15 protein-coding genes and 1 other RNA gene are annotated in these 18,025 nt (G+C 50.3%); 8 read left to right on the top strand and 8 right to left on the bottom strand.

The genetic code is table 11. The annotated features are described in order from the left end of the window. Positions 1–102 precede the first annotated feature (102 nt). The 7 genes from AL515_RS21570 to garP all read right to left on the bottom strand — a co-directional run bounded on the left by AL515_RS21570 (position 103) and on the right by garP (position 8,425). Positions 103–1,239, bottom strand: a complete 1,137-nt coding sequence (locus tag AL515_RS21570; RefSeq protein ID WP_061068666.1) for a histidine decarboxylase — start codon at positions 1,237–1,239, stop codon at positions 103–105. A 40-nt stretch (positions 1,240–1,279) separates the two neighbouring features. Beyond that, entirely contained in the window at positions 1,280–2,632 is a 1,353-nt protein-coding gene (gene hdcC / locus AL515_RS21575; protein ID WP_048213364.1) for a histidine-histamine antiporter, read from the bottom strand. 1,133 nt (positions 2,633–3,765) lie between these two features. Then, positions 3,766–4,142: RNase P RNA component class A (gene rnpB, locus AL515_RS21585), an RNA gene on the bottom strand. A 32-nt stretch (positions 4,143–4,174) separates the two neighbouring features. Continuing rightward, entirely contained in the window at positions 4,175–5,320 is a 1,146-nt protein-coding gene (gene garK, locus AL515_RS21590; RefSeq protein WP_061068667.1) for a glycerate 2-kinase, read from the bottom strand. A 65-nt stretch (positions 5,321–5,385) separates the two neighbouring features. Further along, positions 5,386–6,276 (bottom strand): 2-hydroxy-3-oxopropionate reductase, encoded by an 891-nt coding sequence (gene garR / locus AL515_RS21595; RefSeq protein ID WP_048213366.1) that lies wholly within the window; start codon positions 6,274–6,276, stop codon positions 5,386–5,388. 28 nt (positions 6,277–6,304) lie between these two features. Further along, positions 6,305–7,075 (bottom strand): 2-dehydro-3-deoxyglucarate aldolase, encoded by a 771-nt coding sequence (garL, locus tag AL515_RS21600; protein WP_061068668.1) that lies wholly within the window; start codon positions 7,073–7,075, stop codon positions 6,305–6,307. Positions 7,076–7,090: 15 nt separating this feature from the next. Further along, positions 7,091–8,425, bottom strand: coding sequence for a galactarate/glucarate/glycerate transporter GarP (gene garP, locus AL515_RS21605; RefSeq protein WP_048213368.1), 1,335 nt, complete (start codon positions 8,423–8,425; stop codon positions 7,091–7,093). 411 nt (positions 8,426–8,836) lie between these two features. Between garP and garD the strand changes: the two genes are divergently transcribed. The 8 genes from garD (at position 8,837) to AL515_RS21650 (ending at position 16,991) form a co-directional block, all read left to right on the top strand. Further along, a complete protein-coding gene (gene garD, locus AL515_RS21615) occupies positions 8,837–10,408 on the top strand; it encodes a galactarate dehydratase (RefSeq protein WP_061068669.1) in 1,572 nt (523 codons plus the stop codon). A gap of 179 nt (positions 10,409–10,587) precedes the next feature. Next, positions 10,588–11,442: a tagatose bisphosphate family class II aldolase gene (locus tag AL515_RS21620; protein ID WP_061068670.1), complete on the top strand. Its 855-nt coding sequence runs from the start codon at positions 10,588–10,590 to the stop codon at positions 11,440–11,442. 133 nt (positions 11,443–11,575) lie between these two features. Next, positions 11,576–12,847 carry a tagatose-bisphosphate aldolase subunit GatZ gene (gatZ, locus tag AL515_RS21625; protein ID WP_061068671.1) on the top strand — a complete coding sequence of 424 codons (1,272 nt, stop codon included), beginning with the start codon at positions 11,576–11,578 and terminating at the stop codon, positions 12,845–12,847. 14 nt (positions 12,848–12,861) lie between these two features. Then, positions 12,862–13,326 (top strand): PTS galactitol transporter subunit IIA, encoded by a 465-nt coding sequence (gene gatA, locus AL515_RS21630; protein WP_048213372.1) that lies wholly within the window; start codon positions 12,862–12,864, stop codon positions 13,324–13,326. Between the two features lie 29 nt (positions 13,327–13,355). Next, positions 13,356–13,640 carry a PTS galactitol transporter subunit IIB gene (gene gatB / locus AL515_RS21635; RefSeq protein WP_003828616.1) on the top strand — a complete coding sequence of 95 codons (285 nt, stop codon included), beginning with the start codon at positions 13,356–13,358 and terminating at the stop codon, positions 13,638–13,640. A 4-nt stretch (positions 13,641–13,644) separates the two neighbouring features. Beyond that, positions 13,645–15,018 (top strand): galactitol-specific PTS transporter subunit IIC, encoded by a 1,374-nt coding sequence (locus AL515_RS21640; protein WP_048213373.1) that lies wholly within the window; start codon positions 13,645–13,647, stop codon positions 15,016–15,018. A gap of 44 nt (positions 15,019–15,062) precedes the next feature. After that, positions 15,063–16,106 carry a galactitol-1-phosphate 5-dehydrogenase gene (gene gatD, locus AL515_RS21645; protein ID WP_061068672.1) on the top strand — a complete coding sequence of 348 codons (1,044 nt, stop codon included), beginning with the start codon at positions 15,063–15,065 and terminating at the stop codon, positions 16,104–16,106. Positions 16,107–16,217: 111 nt separating this feature from the next. After that, positions 16,218–16,991, top strand: coding sequence for a DeoR/GlpR family DNA-binding transcription regulator (locus tag AL515_RS21650; RefSeq protein ID WP_048213375.1), 774 nt, complete (start codon positions 16,218–16,220; stop codon positions 16,989–16,991). 113 nt (positions 16,992–17,104) lie between these two features. Here AL515_RS21650 and rsmI read toward each other — a convergent pair whose 3' ends face one another. Further along, positions 17,105–17,968: a 16S rRNA (cytidine(1402)-2'-O)-methyltransferase gene (gene rsmI, locus AL515_RS21655; RefSeq protein WP_003024942.1), complete on the bottom strand. Its 864-nt coding sequence runs from the start codon at positions 17,966–17,968 to the stop codon at positions 17,105–17,107. Positions 17,969–18,025 lie beyond the last annotated feature (57 nt).

An 18,025-nucleotide genomic window follows, 5' to 3' on the forward strand; every position in this document is an offset into this window, starting at 1 on the left:
GGCTCTGTAAGAACAGAGCCTGATAGACGCAACCGATAATGATTGGTCTCGGCATCGGTTGCGCCGCCCCTGAGGGCAGTGATGATTATCACTGCCCTTTCTTCATGCGGCCTGCTGGTTCAGGTCAGCAATCACATCGTCAATCAGCTCATCAATCTTGCTGGAGTCAAGGTGGTGCGCAGTGGTAATCAGGTGAGCGATGTCACCGGAGGTGGCCAGACAGTGCTTCTTCCAGACGGCTTCTGACGGACAAGGGAAAACCACGGTAATAGAGTTTTTATTGCGCCAGGCATCAATACCAGCAGCCTGTAAGCGATCGACTGCGTACTGCGCCATATTCAGGCTATGTTCAATGCGGCGTTGCCAGTCGCTCCAGGAATGGCTGCGAATAGCTTCCCACATCATTAGCGGTGTATGGCCGTTACGAGAACCAGAAATGGTTTTATCGTGTGCAGAGATGTAATCAATTTCGACAGAAATCCGGTCAACGTTTTTCCTTTTCGCTACCACGATGCCGCAGGGAATAGGCGAACCAATCATTTTGTGACCTGAAACGCCAATAGAATCAATACCATCAGCGAAGTTAAAAGGCTGCGGATCGTTCACAAACGGCAAAATCATACCGCTCAACGCAGCATCAGCGTGTAGATAATAATCGTCACGTTTGATACCCAGTTGACCAATCCGTTGTTGGATCTCAGCAATATTATCAATAGCGCCACGAACGGTTGTGCCGATATTTGCAAAAATAATCGGATGTTCTTCGTTATCGCGTTGAATTTTACGAATCAAATCATCATAGTCCATCTCACCATTCGGCTGTGATTCCACCAGACTTGATTTAATGCGCAACAACTTAACAATTTTCGCAACGGAATAATGAGTATCTTTCGAGTAATAAAGCGTACCTTCTGGAAACAGTTCACGCCCCAGATAGCAGCCAAACATATTACCTTCAGTTCCCCCGTTGGTAACGTAACCCCAGCTTTCTTCAAATGGGATTTTGAAAATACTGGCGAAATACTCCATTACTTCTTTTTCAAAATCAAACGAGTTCAGCAAATAATTGCAATACTCCCCCCAGTCACCACAATTATTTATGGAGAAACGCATAAACCGTTCCAGTATCGTGTAATCGAAGTCGGCTGACTCCGGATAACCTATATTAAAATACTGATTTTTTACGCAATATGACCAAAAAGCATCGAGCTTATTCTGTTCGACAATAGATAATGTCATTTTAAACTCCCGTGGATAAAACCAATACAGTTGGATACGTTTAGATACGTTTATCTAAATAAAGAATATCCTGACCTTTCTTACTACGCCCGGCAGCAACAAATGAGAACAATGGAATGGTTACCATCATCATCAAGATGCCCCAGAATATGGAGTCGCTGCCAGAACCAAGCAAAGCAAAAATGCAGTAAATCATGCCAATAACAACCAACGTGCAGTAAAACATAAACGATCTTCCACGATTGGCTTTCTTTGAAACAAGGATGATTGGAAGCGAAATCAGGGCGTACATATATGGCAGAAGTGAAGCAAATACCGACATTAAGATTACAGCCTGGAATTGTTTCGCCAGATTCGGAGATGCCGTCAGAAGCAAGACAATACTCATTAATACACCGGTAAAAACGAGGCTTTTCATCGGGACATCTTGCTTGTTGGTTTCTTCAAAGAATTTCGGGAAAAGTCCTTGTTGAGCACCTGCGCGCGGGCCTTCTGACTGAAGTATCAACCAACCTGAAATTGAGCCAAAGCAGGCAATGATGCTCAGTGCGGAAGCAATGTTCCCTGCCGTATTACCGAACATATAGCGTGCGGCATCAGCAAAAGGTGCGGCTGAATCTACCAGAACATTATGTGGTACCAACCCCATAATAACAGTGCAGCTACCAACATAGCATACGGAAGCGATTAATAACCCCATAACGGTAGCCCGAGGAACCGTGCGTTCTGGATCTTCGACCTGACCGGTAGAAACGACTGCAGATTCAATACCAAGGAAGCCCCATAGCGCAATCGACGCAGCAGAAATAATTGCCGAGGAATCACTATGTCCCGTTCCATTATAAACTTCAGTATAGAGCGACGGGTTAAACCAGAACCACCCAATAAATCCTACGCCTAATATTACGATTAACCCGCAGGTTGCGGTAAAGGATTGTGCCCGCCCCGCAACTTTGGCACCAAAACTAGCAAGGAAAACAAATGCCCACAGAATAATAATTGCGGCAATACAACCGTAAGTTGGATTTTTAAGCTCCGGGAAAAAGAAACTGAGATAGCCGACACCTGCGACCAATAATGCAACGTTACCTACCCATGCGCTGATCCAATAGCACATTGTTGTCTGAAACCCAATGAATGGGCCGAAGGCATCACTGGCATAAGCAACGATACCGCCGGTACGAGGTGTAATTAAACTGGTTTTAGCGAAAACTAATGCAAGTGCAATAACACCGATGATGGTAAATACCCATCCCCATATTGAGATGGAGCCTATGCCTGCGAGATTAGTTGGCAACATAAATACGCCAGACCCCATCATATTTGATGCAGTCACTAACGTTAGGGCAATGACTCCCATTTTATGAGCAGAGCCTGAGCTTACTGTTCCCATAATGGTTTCCTATTAATTTAAAATTTTGCAATAAGTGGAAATTCGTACTGAATTCGTGGGTCATTGTTATGAATAGAAATGTCCATTATTGTGACAACAATCAAAAATAATAATGAATCAATTTTTTTTGAGCGGTTTTTCCGCTTACTTTTTAACCATTTTATTAGTAATTGACTCTGTCCCCTTTTATTCGACCTGAATAAAGAAAAGGCGACACTAAAATAATCAGAAAAAAATCACGACGATCATTTATTAATAATGTAATTTTTTGTTGATGGTATTGCTTTAATGTTAAAGATCATGAGTAATTTAAAGACACCCTGTTTATCACGCCAAAAACGGGTATTTCTGATATGAATAAAGTAGAAGATGGCAATTCAAAGGAGAGAACATAATTTATGTTACAACGGACAGAATGATGACTTCCTGTGGGCTACGCCACACAAAGTAAAAACCCCGCCGAAGCGGGATTCTATAAAGAGTGAAGCTATCCGATAAGCCGCGTTCTTTTGAGCATAGCGTCGTGGACAGTCATTCATCTATTCTGTCTCACAAAGCAAAAACCCCGCCGAAGCGGGGTTCTATAAAGAGTGAAGCTGACCGATAAGCCGCGTTCTTTTGAGCATAGCGTCGTGGACAGTCATTCATCTATTCTGTCTCACAAAGCAAAAACCCCGCCGGAGCGGGATTCTATAAAGAGTGAAGCTATCCGATAAGCCGCGTTCTTTTGAGCATAGCGTCGTGGACAGTCATTCATCTATTCTGTCTCACAAAGCAAAAACCCCGCCGAAGCGGGGTTCTATAAAGAGTGAAGCTGACCGATAAGCCGCGTTCTTTTGAGCATAGCGTCGTGGACAGTCATTCATCTATTCTGTCTCACAAAGCAAAAACCCCGCCGGAGCGGGATTCTATAAAGAGTGAAGCTATCCGATAAGCCGCGTTCTTTTGAGCATAGCGTCGTGGACAGTCATTCATCTATTCTGTCTCACAAAGCAAAAACCCCGCCGGAGCGGGATTCTATAAAGAGTGAAGCTATCCGATAAGCCACGTTCTTTTGAGCATAGCGTCGTGGACAGTCATTCATCTATTCTGTCTCACAAAGCAAAAACCCCGCCGGAGCGGGGTTCTATAAAGAGTGAAGCTGACCGATAAGCCGGGTTCTGTCGTGGACAGTCATTCATCTAGGCCAGCAATCGCTCACTGGCTCAAGCAGCCTACCCGGGTTCAGTACGGGCCGTACCTTGTGAACCCCTATTTGGCCTTGCTCCGGGTGGAGTTTACCGTGCCACGGACTGTTACCAGCCGCGCGGTGCGCTCTTACCGCACCCTTTCACCCTTACCTGATCCCACTTGCGTGGGCCATCGGCGGTTTGCTCTCTGTTGCACTGGTCGTGGGTTTCCCCCCCAGGCGTTACCTGGCACCCTGCCCTATGGAGCCCGGACTTTCCTCCCCTCCGCCCGTCTCCCCCGAAGAGGACGACGACGAAGCGGCGACTGTCTGGTCAGCTTCGGCGCGCAGTATAGAGGGTTCGTGCGCCTTTGTCACCCCGCACTACGCATTCCGATTGCCAGCGTGGCAGCGATATTCCTTGAAGCGCGGTAAATATTATCCGATGCCCCGCGGAAAGCGTCCTCCAGCGTGCCGATCCGGGTTAATACGCTAAACACCGCATCAATGCCATATTGGTGTACCACGTCCACATCGCGTGTCAGGCTACCGGCAATACCAATTACTGGTTTATGGTACTTCTTCGCTACATTTGCCACACCAATCGGCACTTTGCCATGCACACTCTGGCTGTCGATACGTCCCTCACCGGTGACCACCAGCGTACAATCGTGAATATGTTCTTCCAGATTGAGCGCCTGAGTCACAATCTCGATACCACTGCGCAGCTCCGCGCCTAAAAAAGCCATTAACGCGGCCCCCATACCACCAGCCGCTCCCGCGCCAGGTACGTCTTTCACATCCACCCTGAGCGATTTTTTAATGATATCGGCATAGTGGGAAAGATTGCGGTCCAGCTCGACAATGTGTTCCTCAGTCGCCCCTTTCTGAGGCCCAAAGATGCGGGATGCGCCAGTATCGCCCGTCAGAGGATTCGTCACATCACAGGCAACACGGATTGAACAGGTTTTTAAGCGCGGATCCAGCCCCGAAACATCGATGGTATTGAGGCAAATCAGGCTACCGCCGCCGTAACCGATTTCAGTACCGTTGGCATCACAGAGTTTTGCTCCCAGTGCCTGCACCATACCCGCGCCGCCGTCATTGGTCGCGCTACCGCCAATGCCGATAATGATACTTTTCGCACCGCTTTCCAGCGCCTGCAAAATCAACTCTCCGGTACCACAAGACGTTGTCACTAATGGATTGCGTTTTTCAGGAGGAACCAACGCCAGGCCGCTGGCTGCAGCCATTTCGATAAACGCGGTTTTACCGTCACCGGACATGCCCCAGCAGGCATTCACTTTTTCACCCAGCGGCCCCGTCACCCACGCGGAATATTCACTCCCTTGCGTGGCGGCAATCATGGCTTCGACCGTTCCTTCGCCGCCGTCGGCCACCGGAACTGAAACATATTGCGCATCGGGAAATATTTCCCGAAATCCTTTTTCTATTGCCTGAGCGACCTCAGTGGCAGATAGACTTTCTTTATAAGAGTCTGGGGCAATTACGATTTTCATAGTTATGTAGCCTGACTGTGCCGCGCAAGGCAAGAAATACAGGGCGCACATCCGCGCCCTTCTTGTTAGCGTGTGACTTCCACTTTCGCCAGTTTTTCGTAGTAGCATGCGAGCGCGCTGTGATCGGCGGTGCCCAGCCCATCTGCACGCAGCGCCTGCATCATCTCCATGACTGCAGCAGTCAGCGGCAACTGCGCGCCGACCCCATGAGAAGTGTCCAGCGCATTCGCCAAATCTTTGATATGCAGGTCAATACGGAAGCCTGGTTTGAAGTTGCGGTCCATAACCATCGGCGCTTTCGCGTCCAGTACGGTACTTCCTGCCAGCCCGCCACGGATCGCCTGATATACCAGATCCGGATTCACTCCGGCTTTGGTCGCCAGCGTCAGCGCTTCAGACATCGCCGCAATGTTCAGCGCCACAATCACCTGGTTCGCCAGCTTAGTGACGTTACCCGCGCCAATGTCGCCGGTATGTACCACTGAACCAGCCATCGCTTTCAACAGATCGTAATACTTGTCGAAAATCGCTTTATCGCCGCCGACCATCACCGACAACGTGCCATCAATCGCTTTCGGTTCACCGCCGCTTACCGGCGCATCCAGCATATCCACGCCTTTCGCTTTCAGCGCGTCGCTGATTTCACGGCTGGCCAACGGCGCGATGGAGCTCATGTCGATAAGCACTGTGCCCGGTTTCGCCCCTTCAATAATACCGCCTTCCCCCAGCGCAACTTCTTTCACATGCGGCGAGTTCGGCAGCATGGTGATGATCACGTCGCACTGTTCGGCAATATCTTTCGCCGTGGCGGCGGTTTCTGCACCTGCGGCAATGACTTGTGCAATGGATTCCGGGTTACGGTCAGCAACCACCAACGAGTAACCTGCCTTGAGGAGGTTTTTACTCATTGGTTTACCCATGATACCGAGGCCAATAAAACCAACTTTCATTGTCATGTCTTTATCTCTCTACTGTCGATGGTGGTTATTTCTTAAAAGAATCAGCCAGTTTCTGCGTGGCTGAACGGAACACGCCAAGGTCGCTGCCAACAGCAACAAAGGTCGCGCCCCACTCCAGATAACGACGCGCATCCGCCTCTACCGGGGCCAGAATTCCGCTTGGTTTGCCATGTGCTTTCGCGCGGGCAAAAATGTGCTGGATAGCTTTCTGCACATCAGGATGCGACGCATTGCCGAGGTGGCCTAGCGCCGCAGCCAGATCGCTCGGACCAACAAAAATACCGTCTACGCCGTCGGTCGCCGCGATGGCGTCAACGTTACCAACGCCCTGCTGACTTTCAATCTGCACGATGATGGTGATGTTCTTATTCGACTGCGCAAAGTAGTCCGGTACGGTGCCAAACATATTGGCGCGATGGGAGACGGACACGCCGCGAATACCTTCCGGCGGATAGCGGGTCGACGCCACGGCGTTCACCGCCTCTTCTTGTGTCTCAACGAACGGGATCAGGAAGTTGTAAAACCCAATATCCAGCAGGCGCTTGATAATCACCGGCTCGTTGGTCGGTACGCGCACGACTGGCGCGCTGGCGCTACCTTTCAGCGCCATCAATTGCGGGATAAACGTCGAGATATCGTTCGGCGCGTGTTCGCCATCCAGCACCAGCCAGTCAAAACCTGCCAGGCCTAAAACCTCGGTACTGATTGGGCTGGCTAATGCAGACCAGCAGCCAATCTGAATCTGTTGCGCCGCGAGGGCCGCTTTAAACTTATTCGGAAAAATCGTGTTATTCATCGCCTATACCTTTGTTTATTTCTGCAATTCCATACGTTTAATGTCACCGACAATAAACAGGTAGCAAACCATCGCCATCAGCGCCGAGCATCCTACAAACATCAGCGCAGCATTAAATGAGTGCAGCTCGCTCACCAGATAACCAATCACCAGCGGGGTGACGATGGAAGCGACGTTGCCAAATACGTTAAATACCCCCCCGCACAGACCGACGATTTCTTTCGGTGCGGTATCGGAGATCACCGGCCAACCCAGCGCGCCGAAGCCTTTGCCGAAAAACGCCAGCGCCATCAGCGCGACGACCAGGGTAGTGTTATCGGTGTAGTTACACAGAATAATGGTCGACGCGAGCAACATTCCGAGCACAATCGGCAGCTTACGTGCCAGGGTGATGCTGAAGCCGCGTTTAATCAGATAATCAGAGAACACACCGCCGAGCACGCCACCGGCAAATCCGCACAGCGCAGGAATCGACGCCACCAGACCCACTTTCAGAATCGACATGCCTTTTTCTTGCACCAGGTAGATCGGGAACCAGGTCAGAAAGAACCAGGTGATGGTATTGATAAAATACTGTCCGAAGAACACCCCAAGCATCATGCGATTAGTCAGCAACTGCTTGATATAATGCAGCTTAGGACCGCCAGATGCCGCAGCGCCCGGCTTCTTGTGATCCATATCCACAACCGCGCCGTTGTCAGAGATAAACTTCAGCTCTTCCTGCGACATACGCGGGTGATCGGTTGGGTTATGAATAAACTTTACCCACAGGCCGGTGAGCACAAAACCGATAACGCCCATCACGGTAAAGACGTGCTCCCAACCCCAGGCGAAGGTCAGCCAGCCCAGCAGCGGTGAAAACAGCGCCAGAGAGAAATATTGTGCGGAGTTAAAAATTGCGGATGCCGTACCGCGCTCTTTCGTCGGGAACCAGGCCGCCACAATACGGGCGTTCGCCGGGAAGGACGGCGCTTCCGAGAAGCCCAGCATGAAACGCATGATGAACATTGAAATACCCGCCCAGGCCAGCGGAAACATATCCACGAATCCCTGCAGGAAGGTAAACAGCGACCAGAAAAACAGGCTGTAAGTGTAGACTTTCTTCGAGCCGAACTTATCGAGCAGCCAGCCGCCGGGGATTTGCATCAACAGATAAGCCCAGCCGAAGGCGGAGAAAATGTAACCCATTGAGATGGCGCTGAGCTGCAACTCTTTCGCCACTTCCGTACCGGCAATAGACAACGTCGCACGGTCCGCGTAGTTAACGGCGGTAACAATAAAGATTATCAGCAATATTAAATAACGAGTGTGCGTACCTTTCTTTTTCTCTACCACCGTATCCAGTATCATACTATTTACCTCAGGTTACCTCGGGTACATGTCTTTTATTATTCGGCAGGCATTTTTAAGAATTAATTACCACCAATAAAAATACGCAATAATTTATCAGGTGCTATGAAACCGTGATTTAGTATAATCAGCACGACAAGGTTAATCATTGTGCAAATGCTCACTAAAGAAAATGCGTTAGAATATTATCCTGGGCAAATGCACATAAGCATGGGCGCTAATGCACACATTTACGTATTGCCACCTCTGGCAGCATGATGTACCTGAGTTTAAGTGATCATGGTCACATTCTCAGATTTAATCTCCTGACATTCTTATTTCACAATACCAAGTTTTTATTGCTTTTAATTAGCTGCAATATAACAACACCCATACAATTATTATCACCACCTGGCTGGAGAATACTGGACAATGGCCGACATCGAAATTAGACAAGAATCGCCAACGGCGTTTTATATTAAAGTTCACGACACAGATAATGTGGCGATTATTGTCAATGACAATGGTCTGAAAGCCGGGACACGTTTTCCGGATGGACTGGAGCTAATTGAACATATTCCCCAGGGTCATAAAGTGGCGCTCGTGGACATTCCTGTTCACGGCGAAATCGTGCGTTATGGCGAAGTGATAGGCTATGCCGTTCGCAATATCCCCCGCGGTAGTTGGATCGATGAATCGATGGTTGAACTGCCAAAAGCCCCGCCGCTGGAAACATTACCGCTGGCAACCAAAGTCCCGGAACCGCTGCCGCCGCTGGAGGGGTATACCTTCGAAGGGTACCGCAATGCTGACGGCAGCGTCGGCACCAAGAATCTGCTCGGCATCTCCACCAGCGTGCACTGTGTGGCGGGCGTGGTGGACTATGTAGTGAAAATCATTGAGCGCGATCTGCTGCCCAAATATCCGAACGTCGACGGCGTGGTGGGGCTCAATCACTTGTACGGCTGCGGCGTGGCGATCAATGCCCCAGCCGCCATCGTGCCGATTCGTACAATCCACAATATTGCGTTGAACCCGAACTTCGGCGGTGAAGTAATGGTCATCGGCCTTGGCTGCGAAAAACTCCAGCCTGAGCGCCTGCTGGAAGGTACTCACGATGTGAAAAGTATTCCGGTAGACAGCGCCAGTATCGTCAGCCTGCAGGATGAAAAACACGTTGGCTTTAAATCCATGGTAGAAGACATTTTGCAGGTCGCTGAGCGCCACCTGGCAAAGCTCAATCAGCGCCAGCGCGAAACCTGTCCGGCATCAGAACTGGTTGTCGGCATGCAATGCGGCGGCAGCGATGCGTTTTCTGGCGTAACGGCCAACCCGGCGGTAGGTTATGCCTCCGACCTGCTAGTTCGCTGCGGTGCGACCGTGATGTTCTCGGAAGTGACCGAAGTCCGCGATGCGATCCATCTTCTGACCCCACGGGCAGTTAACGAAGAGGTGGGCAAGCGTCTGCTCGAAGAGATGGCCTGGTACGACAACTATCTCGATATGGGAAAAACTGACCGCAGCGCTAACCCCTCTCCGGGTAACAAGAAAGGCGGTCTGGCAAACGTGGTGGAAAAAGCGCTGGGTTCTATTGCCAAGTCAGGCAAGAGCGCGATTGTCGAAGTATTGTCGCCGGGTCAGCGTCCAACCAGGCGCGGCCTGATTTATGCCGCCACCCCGGCAAGCGATTTTGTCTGTGGTACGCAGCAGGTTGCTTCCGGCATTACCGTGCAGGTGTTCACCACCGGTCGCGGTACGCCGTACGGTCTGATGGCCGTGCCGGTGATAAAAATGGCGACGCGAACTGAACTGGCTAATCGTTGGTTTGACCTGATGGACATCAACGCAGGCACCATCGCGACCGGAGAAGAAACCATCGAAGAAGTAGGGTTAAAGCTATTCGAGTTCATTCTCGACGTGGCCAGCGGTCGTAAGAAAACCTTCTCAGATCAGTGGGGATTACATAACCAGCTGGCGGTATTTAACCCGGCACCGGTAACCTGATTTTTCACTGTTTTTTCTTCAGGAGCATGTCTACGGGCATGCTCTTTTTTTTGGCATAAACTTTCGCAACCCTCCCATTACTTTCGAAACTTTCATTTTTCAGATCGAAATCACAAAAAAACATTACGAAACCCTATACTTTATTTCGAAGAAAGAAATCGAAAGACTTCGGAGGAAGTATGTTTATCATTTCAAGCAAAACGATGCTGAAGAAGGCTCAACAAGAAGGCTACGCCGTCCCCGCGTTTAACATCCACAATCTCGAGACCTTACAGGTTGTCGTGGAAACGGCTGCCGAGCTACGTTCTCCGTTGATCGTCGCCGGAACGCCAGGTACGTTTAGCTACGCTGGTGTAGGTAATATAGTCGCTATCGCCAGCGAGCTGGCCAGAAGCTGGAACCACCCCCTGGCAATTCATCTCGATCACCATGAAAGCGTCAGCGATATTGAAGCGAAAGTCTCCGCAGGGATTCGCTCTGTCATGATCGACGGCTCCCATTTACCGTTTACCGATAACATCGCGTTAGTCAAACGCGTGACGGATTACTGCCACCGCTATGACGTCAGCGTTGAAGCAGAACTGGGACGCCTGGGCGGGCAAGAAGATGATCTGATCGTGGATGGCAAGGATGCACTTTATACCCACCCTGAGCAGGCTCGAGAGTTCGTAGAAAAAACAGGTATCGACTCACTGGCAGTCGCCATTGGCACTGCCCATGGCTTGTACACCGCAGAACCAAAACTGGACTTTGAACGGTTAGCAGAAATTCGTCAATGCGTTGATATTCCTTTAGTTTTACATGGCGCTTCCGGCCTGCCCCCTCAGGATATTAAACGCGCAATCACTCTCGGGATCTGCAAAGTCAACGTCGCTACCGAACTCAAAATCGCCTTTGCTGACGCACTCAAAAACTACCTGAGCGCCCACATCGATGCGAACGATCCACGGCACTACATGGTGCCAGCAAAAACAGCGATGAAAGAGGTGGTACGTAAAGTCATTGCCGACTGCGGCTGCGAAGGAAAGCTGTAAGTCCTTCATTAATTTGAATTGCACGGGTGCTGACAAAGGTTTGTTTTTAAAGCTGGATCACGAAAGATGCTTTTACCCTTTGCCTTCAATCCAAAAATATTATGAAGATAAACAAAAGATATCGGAGATAGAAGTGAAAGAAATAATCTCTCGTCATAAAGCGGGTGAACATTTGGGCATTTGTTCTGTTTGTTCAGCCCATCCGCTGGTGATTGAATCCGCATTACGTTTTGATCTCAATACAGACAGTAAAGTGCTGATCGAAGCGACATCTAATCAGGTAAATCAGTTTGGCGGCTATACCGGGATGAAGCCTGCCGATTTCCGTGACTTTGTGTATAACATTGCAGAACAAGTCGGTTTCCCTCGTGAAAGACTGATTCTCGGGGGCGATCACCTCGGTCCTAACTGCTGGCAAAATGAACCGGCAGCAGAGGCAATGGCGAAATCCGTAGATTTAATTAAAGCTTATGTCGCCGCTGGATTCAGTAAAATCCATCTTGATGCCTCTATGTCCTGTGCTGACGATCCCACACCGCTGGATCCAATGGTTGTCGCCGAGCGCGCCGCTGTGTTATGCCAGGCCGCAGAAGCAACAGCCACTGAAGAACAGAAACGCCAATTAACTTACGTTATAGGGACAGAAGTTCCTGTACCTGGCGGAGAAGCCAGTACTATTGGTACCGTACATGTTACCCGCGAAGAAGATGCTGCCCGTACTCTGGAAACACACCAGGTCGCTTTTCGCGCATTAGGGCTTGAAGAAGCATTAACCCGTGTGATCGCCATTGTCGTCCAGCCAGGCGTAGAGTTTGATCACACACAGATCATTCACTATCAACCACAAGCCGCACAAGCGCTTTCCGCCTGGATCAAAGAGACGCCGATGGTCTACGAGGCGCACTCCACAGATTATCAAACCCGTCAGGCCTATCGTGACCTGGTACGTGACCACTATGCGATTCTGAAAGTCGGTCCCGCGCTGACTTTCGCCCTTCGCGAAGCTATTTTTGCGCTGGCACAAATGGAAAATGAGCTGATCTCTCCGGAACAACGGAGCCGGGTGCTGGAGGTGATTGATGAAGTCATGCTGAATGAGCCGGATTACTGGAAAAAATACTATCGTCCAACCTGGAGCCAGGCGATGGTCGATATTCACTTCAGCTTGTCTGACCGTATTCGCTACTACTGGCCTCATCCGCGCATTCGTCAAAGCGTAGAAAAGTTAATTGCCAACCTGAACGGTGTGGCATTACCGCTGGGGCTAATTAGCCAGTTTATGCCCGTGCAGTTTGAGCGCCTGTCAGAAGGAACGCTCACGGCTACACCACATAATCTGATTATCGACAAAATCCAGGACGTTCTGCGTGCCTATCGCTTTGGCTGCGCGCCAGTTATCGCCTGAAATCTGGAGAATATATGAGCCAACTCTTTGTCCGAACCGGAATTAACTTTAGCTCGTGTCAGCATGCGCTGGTGCACATTGGGGAAGAGATGCTGGCCAAAGGGGTCGTGCATGAAAGCTACCCGCAGGCCCTGATTGAGCGTGAAGCAACCTTTCCAACTGGAATCGCGCTGGAACATCATGCCGTTGCGATCCCGCACTGTGAAGCCGTTCATGCGAAATCGCCAGCTATCTATCTGATTCGCCCAGAGACGCCTGTCAACTTTCAGCAGGCAGATGATGATGAAGAGATAGCGGTCTCTTTAATTATTGCCTTAATCGTTGAGAACCCGACGGCGCAGCTGAAGCTCCTGCGTCGTCTGTTTAGTGAGCTGCAAAACCCGAACACCATTGAAGCATTATTGAATGCGCCAGATGCTGAACTGGCAATGCTCTTTCGGGAAAAAATCCTTGAGTCTGAGCCTTGCGCCCAGGCTTGATAAAAAACTGATAATAAAAGGAATACCCTATGAAACGTAAAGTAATTGTGGCTTGTGGCGGTGCTGTAGCAACTTCAACAATGGCAGCAGAAGAAATTAAAGAACTGTGTGAAGCCAACAATATTCAACTCGACCTGGTTCAGTGCCGGGTAACGGAAATCGAAACCTATATGGATGGAGCAGATCTTATCTGTACCACCGCCCGTGTTGACCGTACTTTTGGCGATATCCCTGTGGTCCACGGCATGCCTTTTGTTTCAGGCGTGGGTATCGAAGCGTTGCAGCAAAAAATACTGACTATCCTCGTGGGGTAACGCCATGTTTAGCGAAATAATGCGTTATATCCTCGATTTAGGTCCAACGGTTATGTTGCCGCTCGTGATCATCATCTTCTCAAAACTATTGGGGATGAAGCTCGGGGATTGTTTTAAATCTGGTCTGCATATTGGGATCGGCTTCGTCGGCATTGGTCTGGTTATTGGCCTGATGCTGGATTCTATCGGGCCTGCCGCAAAAGCAATGGCGGAGCAGTTTCAAATCAACCTGCATGTCATTGATGTTGGTTGGCCGGGTTCATCACCAATGACCTGGGCTTCGCAAATTGCGCTAATTGCGATTCCTGTCGCCATTGGTGTGAATATCCTGATGCTGGTTACCCGCATGACCCGCGTGGTGAACGTCGACATCTGGAATATCTGGCATATGACGTTTACCGGCGCCATGTTGCATCTGGCAACCGGTTCATACTGGCTGGGCATTCTCGGCGTGGTTGTTCACGCCGCATTTGTCTACAAACTTGGCGACTGGTTTGCGAAAGACACGCGCGACTTTTTCGGTCTCGAAGGTATTGCCATCCCACACGGCTCATCAGCCTATCTGGGGCCAATAGCGGTCCTGGTTGATACGATCATTGAAAAAATCCCGGGTCTGAATCGCATTCATTTCAGTGCAGATGATGTACAGAAACGCTTCGGTCCTTTTGGTGAGCCAGTCACCGTCGGTTTTGTTATGGGCTTAGTGATCGGCTTGTTAGCCGGGTATGACATCAAAGCAGTATTGCAACTGGCGGTAAAAACTGCTGCCGTCATGCTGCTCATGCCGCGCGTCATTAAACCGATTATGGATGGCTTAACACCTATCGCGAAGCATGCCCGCAAACGCCTGCAGGCGAAATTTGGCGGTCAGGAGTTCTTAATTGGTCTGGATCCCGCATTGCTGCTCGGCCATACGTCGGTGGTTTCCGCCAGCCTGATCTTTATTCCGCTGACCATTCTGATTGCCGTCCTGGTCCCAGGTAATCAGGTTCTGCCCTTCGGCGATCTCGCCACCATTGGGTTCTTCGTCGCAATGGCGGTAGCCGTTCATCAGGGGAATCTGTTCCGCACGCTGATCTCTGGCGTCATCATCATGGGCATCACCTTGTGGATCGCCACCCAGACCATCGGCTTACACACTCAGCTTGCCGCCAACGCCGGGGCACTGAAAGCAGGTGGAATGGTCGCCTCTCTGGACCAGGGGGGCTCGCCGATCACCTGGTTACTGATTCAGCTCTTTACCTGGCAAAACGTCGTGGCGTTTGCAGTTATTGCCATCATTTACTTCGCAGGTGTGCTATTGACCTGGCGCCGGGCACGTAATTTCGTCGCCGCCGAAAAAGCAGCCGCTATCTCAGAAAGCCAGCCCACATCTTAATTTCTGGGGAGCATTTGCTCCCCTTCACATTTCTGGAGACTCTTATGAAATCAGTGGTTATTCACGCTGAGGGAGACGTACGCGTTGAAGAACGTCCCATGCCCCAACTGCAAGCCGATAACGATGTATTGGTCAGGGTGGTTAGTTCAGGACTTTGCGGTTCTGATATCCCGCGTATTTTCTCTCATGGTGCGCATTATTACCCAATAACGCTGGGTCATGAATTTAGCGGTTATGTTGAATCCTACGGCACTGGCGTTACTGATATGCAACCAGGCGACGCCGTTGCCTGTGTGCCGCTGCTCCCCTGCTTCCACTGTCCTCAGTGTGAGCGTGGTTACTTTTCGTTGTGTAAGCAGTATCAGTTTGTCGGTTCACGTAGCGAAGGCGGCAACGCAGAATATGTGGTGGTGAAACGCGCTAATCTGTTCCGCCTGCCTTCAGATATGCCGATTGATGACGGGGCATTCATCGAACCGATTACCGTCGGTTTGCACGCCTTCCATCTGGCCCAGGGCTGCGAAGGTAAAAACGTGATTATCGTTGGCGCAGGCACTATCGGTTTGCTGGCGATGCAATGTGCCCGCGAACTCGGTGCAAAAAGTGTCACGGCAATTGATATCAACCCACAAAAATTGACGTTAGCGAAAGAGTTGGGAGCCACTCACGTATTCAATAGCCGGGAGATGGGCGCGGCGGAAATCTATTCTGCACTGGCCGATTTGCAGTTCGATCAGCTTGTACTGGAGACAGCAGGAACACCACAAACCGTAGCCCTGTCTGTAGAAATTGCAGGCCCTCGCGCACAGGTAGCGTTAGTGGGTACATTGCATCAGGACCTGACGCTGACTTCCAGTGTATTTGGCCAAATACTGCGTAAGGAATTAACCATTCTCGGCAGTTGGATGAACTACTCCAGCCCATGGCCAGGAGAGGAGTGGGAAACCGCTGCACGCTTGCTGACCGAAAAACGTTTACAGCTGGAGCCGTTAATTGCCCATAGCGGCGATGCTGACAGTTTTGCCAAAGCGGTAACATCACTCAATGGCGCACCGATGCAGGGAAAAATTCTGCTCAAATTTGCCTGACCTCACGAGCCAGCAACCTGCGCTGGCTCACATTTCCTTTCGAAATTTAGCGTTCACCTTTCGCAATCCTTCGATTAAACTAGTGATAGTTAAATTATCAGGTAAATCAATATGAACTCATTTGAGAGAAGGAACAAAATTGTCGACCTGATTAATACGCAAGGCAGCGTGCTGGTAATGGACCTTTCGAATACCTTTGGTATTTCTGAAGTGACTATTCGCGCCGACCTGCGGTTATTAGAGGAGAAAGGTCTTGTCACCCGTTTTCACGGCGGAGCGGCAAAACCAGGAAGCCACCTGGCTGAAGGCGACAATCAGGAAGTGATATTGGAAGAGCGGTATCAACTTGCCAGCGATCCGAAAAAAAGGATCGCCCAGGCCGCGACCGCAATGGTCGAAGAAGGCATGACCGTCATTCTCGATAGCGGAAGCACCACCTTGCTTATCGCGGAGGCGTTAAACCGAAAAAGTAATATCACCGTTATTACCAATAGCCTACCCGCCGCATTCACGTTGTCGGAAAACAAAGACATTACGCTGGTCGTCTGCGGTGGAACCGTGCGCCATAAAACGCATTCAATGCATGGCACTATCGCTGAACGTTCCCTACAAGGGATCAGCGCTGACCTGATGTTTGTGGGTGCCGATGGGATTGATGCCACAAATGGCATTACGACATTTAACGAAGGCTACTCCATTAGCAGCGTCATGGCAGCTGCCGCACATAAGGTCATCGCGGTGCTGGACGCGACAAAGTTCAATCGCCGTGGCTTTAATCAGGTATTGCCGATGGAGAAGATTAATTGCGTGATAACCGACGATAGCATCAGCAAGCAGGACAAATCAGCGCTGGCTAAAACAGGCGTTGAGTTACTGATCGTTTAGTTTTTTACCCGCCACATCCCGCTTTTCTTCGCACCAACGCGTTGCAACTTTCCTTTTTGCTGCAACGCTATCAGCGCGTTCTTCCGACAAGCTGGCGATTAATCCAGCCTCTCTTACTCTCCCTGCTGTTCCAGCGCGTGTTTGTACAGCGCATTCTTTTTCACGCCGTGGATTTCAGCGGCCAGCGCGGCGGCCTTTTTCAGCGGCAGTTCGGCCTGCAGCAGCGCCAGGGTTCGCAGCGCATCGGCAGGCAGATCGTCTTCTTGCGCTTTATGCCCTTCAACAATCAGCACCATTTCGCCTTTGCGACGATTTTCATCTTCCTTGACCCACGCCAGCAGCTCGCCAACCGGTGCGCCGTGAATGGTTTCCCAGGTTTTGGTCAGTTCACGCGCCAGCACCACGTAACGGGATTCTCCCCAGACGGCAACCATGTCTTCCAGGCTATCCAGCAAGCGGTGGGTAGATTCATAAAAAATAAGCGTACGCGGCTCTGCCTCAATGGCTTTCATCGCATCACGACGCCCTTTCGATTTGGCCGGCAGAAAACCTTCATAGCAAAAGCGGTCTGAAGGCAGACCAGCAGCACTCAGCGCGGCAATCGCCGCGCAAGGGCCCGGCAGAGGAACAACGCGGATCCCCGCTTCGCGACAGGTGCGCACCAGATGGTAACCAGGATCGTTAATCAGCGGCGTTCCGGCATCGGAAACCAGCGCAATGTTTTGCCCTTCTTTGAGCTTCGCCACCAGCGTTTCCGCTTTTTGTTGCTCATTGTGATCGTGCAACGCAAACAAACGGGCGTTTATCGCGAAATGTTGTAACAACAATCCTGTATGACGGGTGTCTTCAGCGGCAATCAAATCAACGGCTTGTAAAACTTCGAGCGCTCGTTGGGTAATATCAGCCAAATTTCCTATAGGAGTAGGTACAATAAAGAGTTGGCCTTGAGAATTATCCGCCGATTCGTGTTGTTTCATTGTGTCGTCCGTATTGCCGATTTAATATTGAGCATTGAGTAAAAAAATATCACTGGA

Source organism: Citrobacter sp. FDAARGOS_156, from assembly GCF_001559235.2.
Taxonomy (GTDB): Bacteria; Pseudomonadota; Gammaproteobacteria; order Enterobacterales; family Enterobacteriaceae; genus Citrobacter; species Citrobacter youngae.

Coding starts and splice junctions, on each gene's coding strand:
- AL515_RS21570 (WP_061068666.1), bottom strand. CDS start 1,239: ATGACATTATCTATTGTCGAACAGAATAAGCTCGATGCTTTTTGGTCA.
- hdcC (WP_048213364.1), bottom strand. CDS start 2,632: ATGGGAACAGTAAGCTCAGGCTCTGCTCATAAAATGGGAGTCATTGCC.
- garK (WP_061068667.1), bottom strand. CDS start 5,320: ATGAAAATCGTAATTGCCCCAGACTCTTATAAAGAAAGTCTATCTGCC.
- garR (WP_048213366.1), bottom strand. CDS start 6,276: ATGACAATGAAAGTTGGTTTTATTGGCCTCGGTATCATGGGTAAACCA.
- garL (WP_061068668.1), bottom strand. CDS start 7,075: ATGAATAACACGATTTTTCCGAATAAGTTTAAAGCGGCCCTCGCGGCG.
- garP (WP_048213368.1), bottom strand. CDS start 8,425: ATGATACTGGATACGGTGGTAGAGAAAAAGAAAGGTACGCACACTCGT.
- garD (WP_061068669.1), top strand. CDS start 8,837: ATGGCCGACATCGAAATTAGACAAGAATCGCCAACGGCGTTTTATATT.
- AL515_RS21620 (WP_061068670.1), top strand. CDS start 10,588: ATGTTTATCATTTCAAGCAAAACGATGCTGAAGAAGGCTCAACAAGAA.
- gatA (WP_048213372.1), top strand. CDS start 12,862: ATGAGCCAACTCTTTGTCCGAACCGGAATTAACTTTAGCTCGTGTCAG.
- gatB (WP_003828616.1), top strand. CDS start 13,356: ATGAAACGTAAAGTAATTGTGGCTTGTGGCGGTGCTGTAGCAACTTCA.
- AL515_RS21640 (WP_048213373.1), top strand. CDS start 13,645: ATGTTTAGCGAAATAATGCGTTATATCCTCGATTTAGGTCCAACGGTT.
- gatD (WP_061068672.1), top strand. CDS start 15,063: ATGAAATCAGTGGTTATTCACGCTGAGGGAGACGTACGCGTTGAAGAA.
- AL515_RS21650 (WP_048213375.1), top strand. CDS start 16,218: ATGAACTCATTTGAGAGAAGGAACAAAATTGTCGACCTGATTAATACG.
- rsmI (WP_003024942.1), bottom strand. CDS start 17,968: ATGAAACAACACGAATCGGCGGATAATTCTCAAGGCCAACTCTTTATT.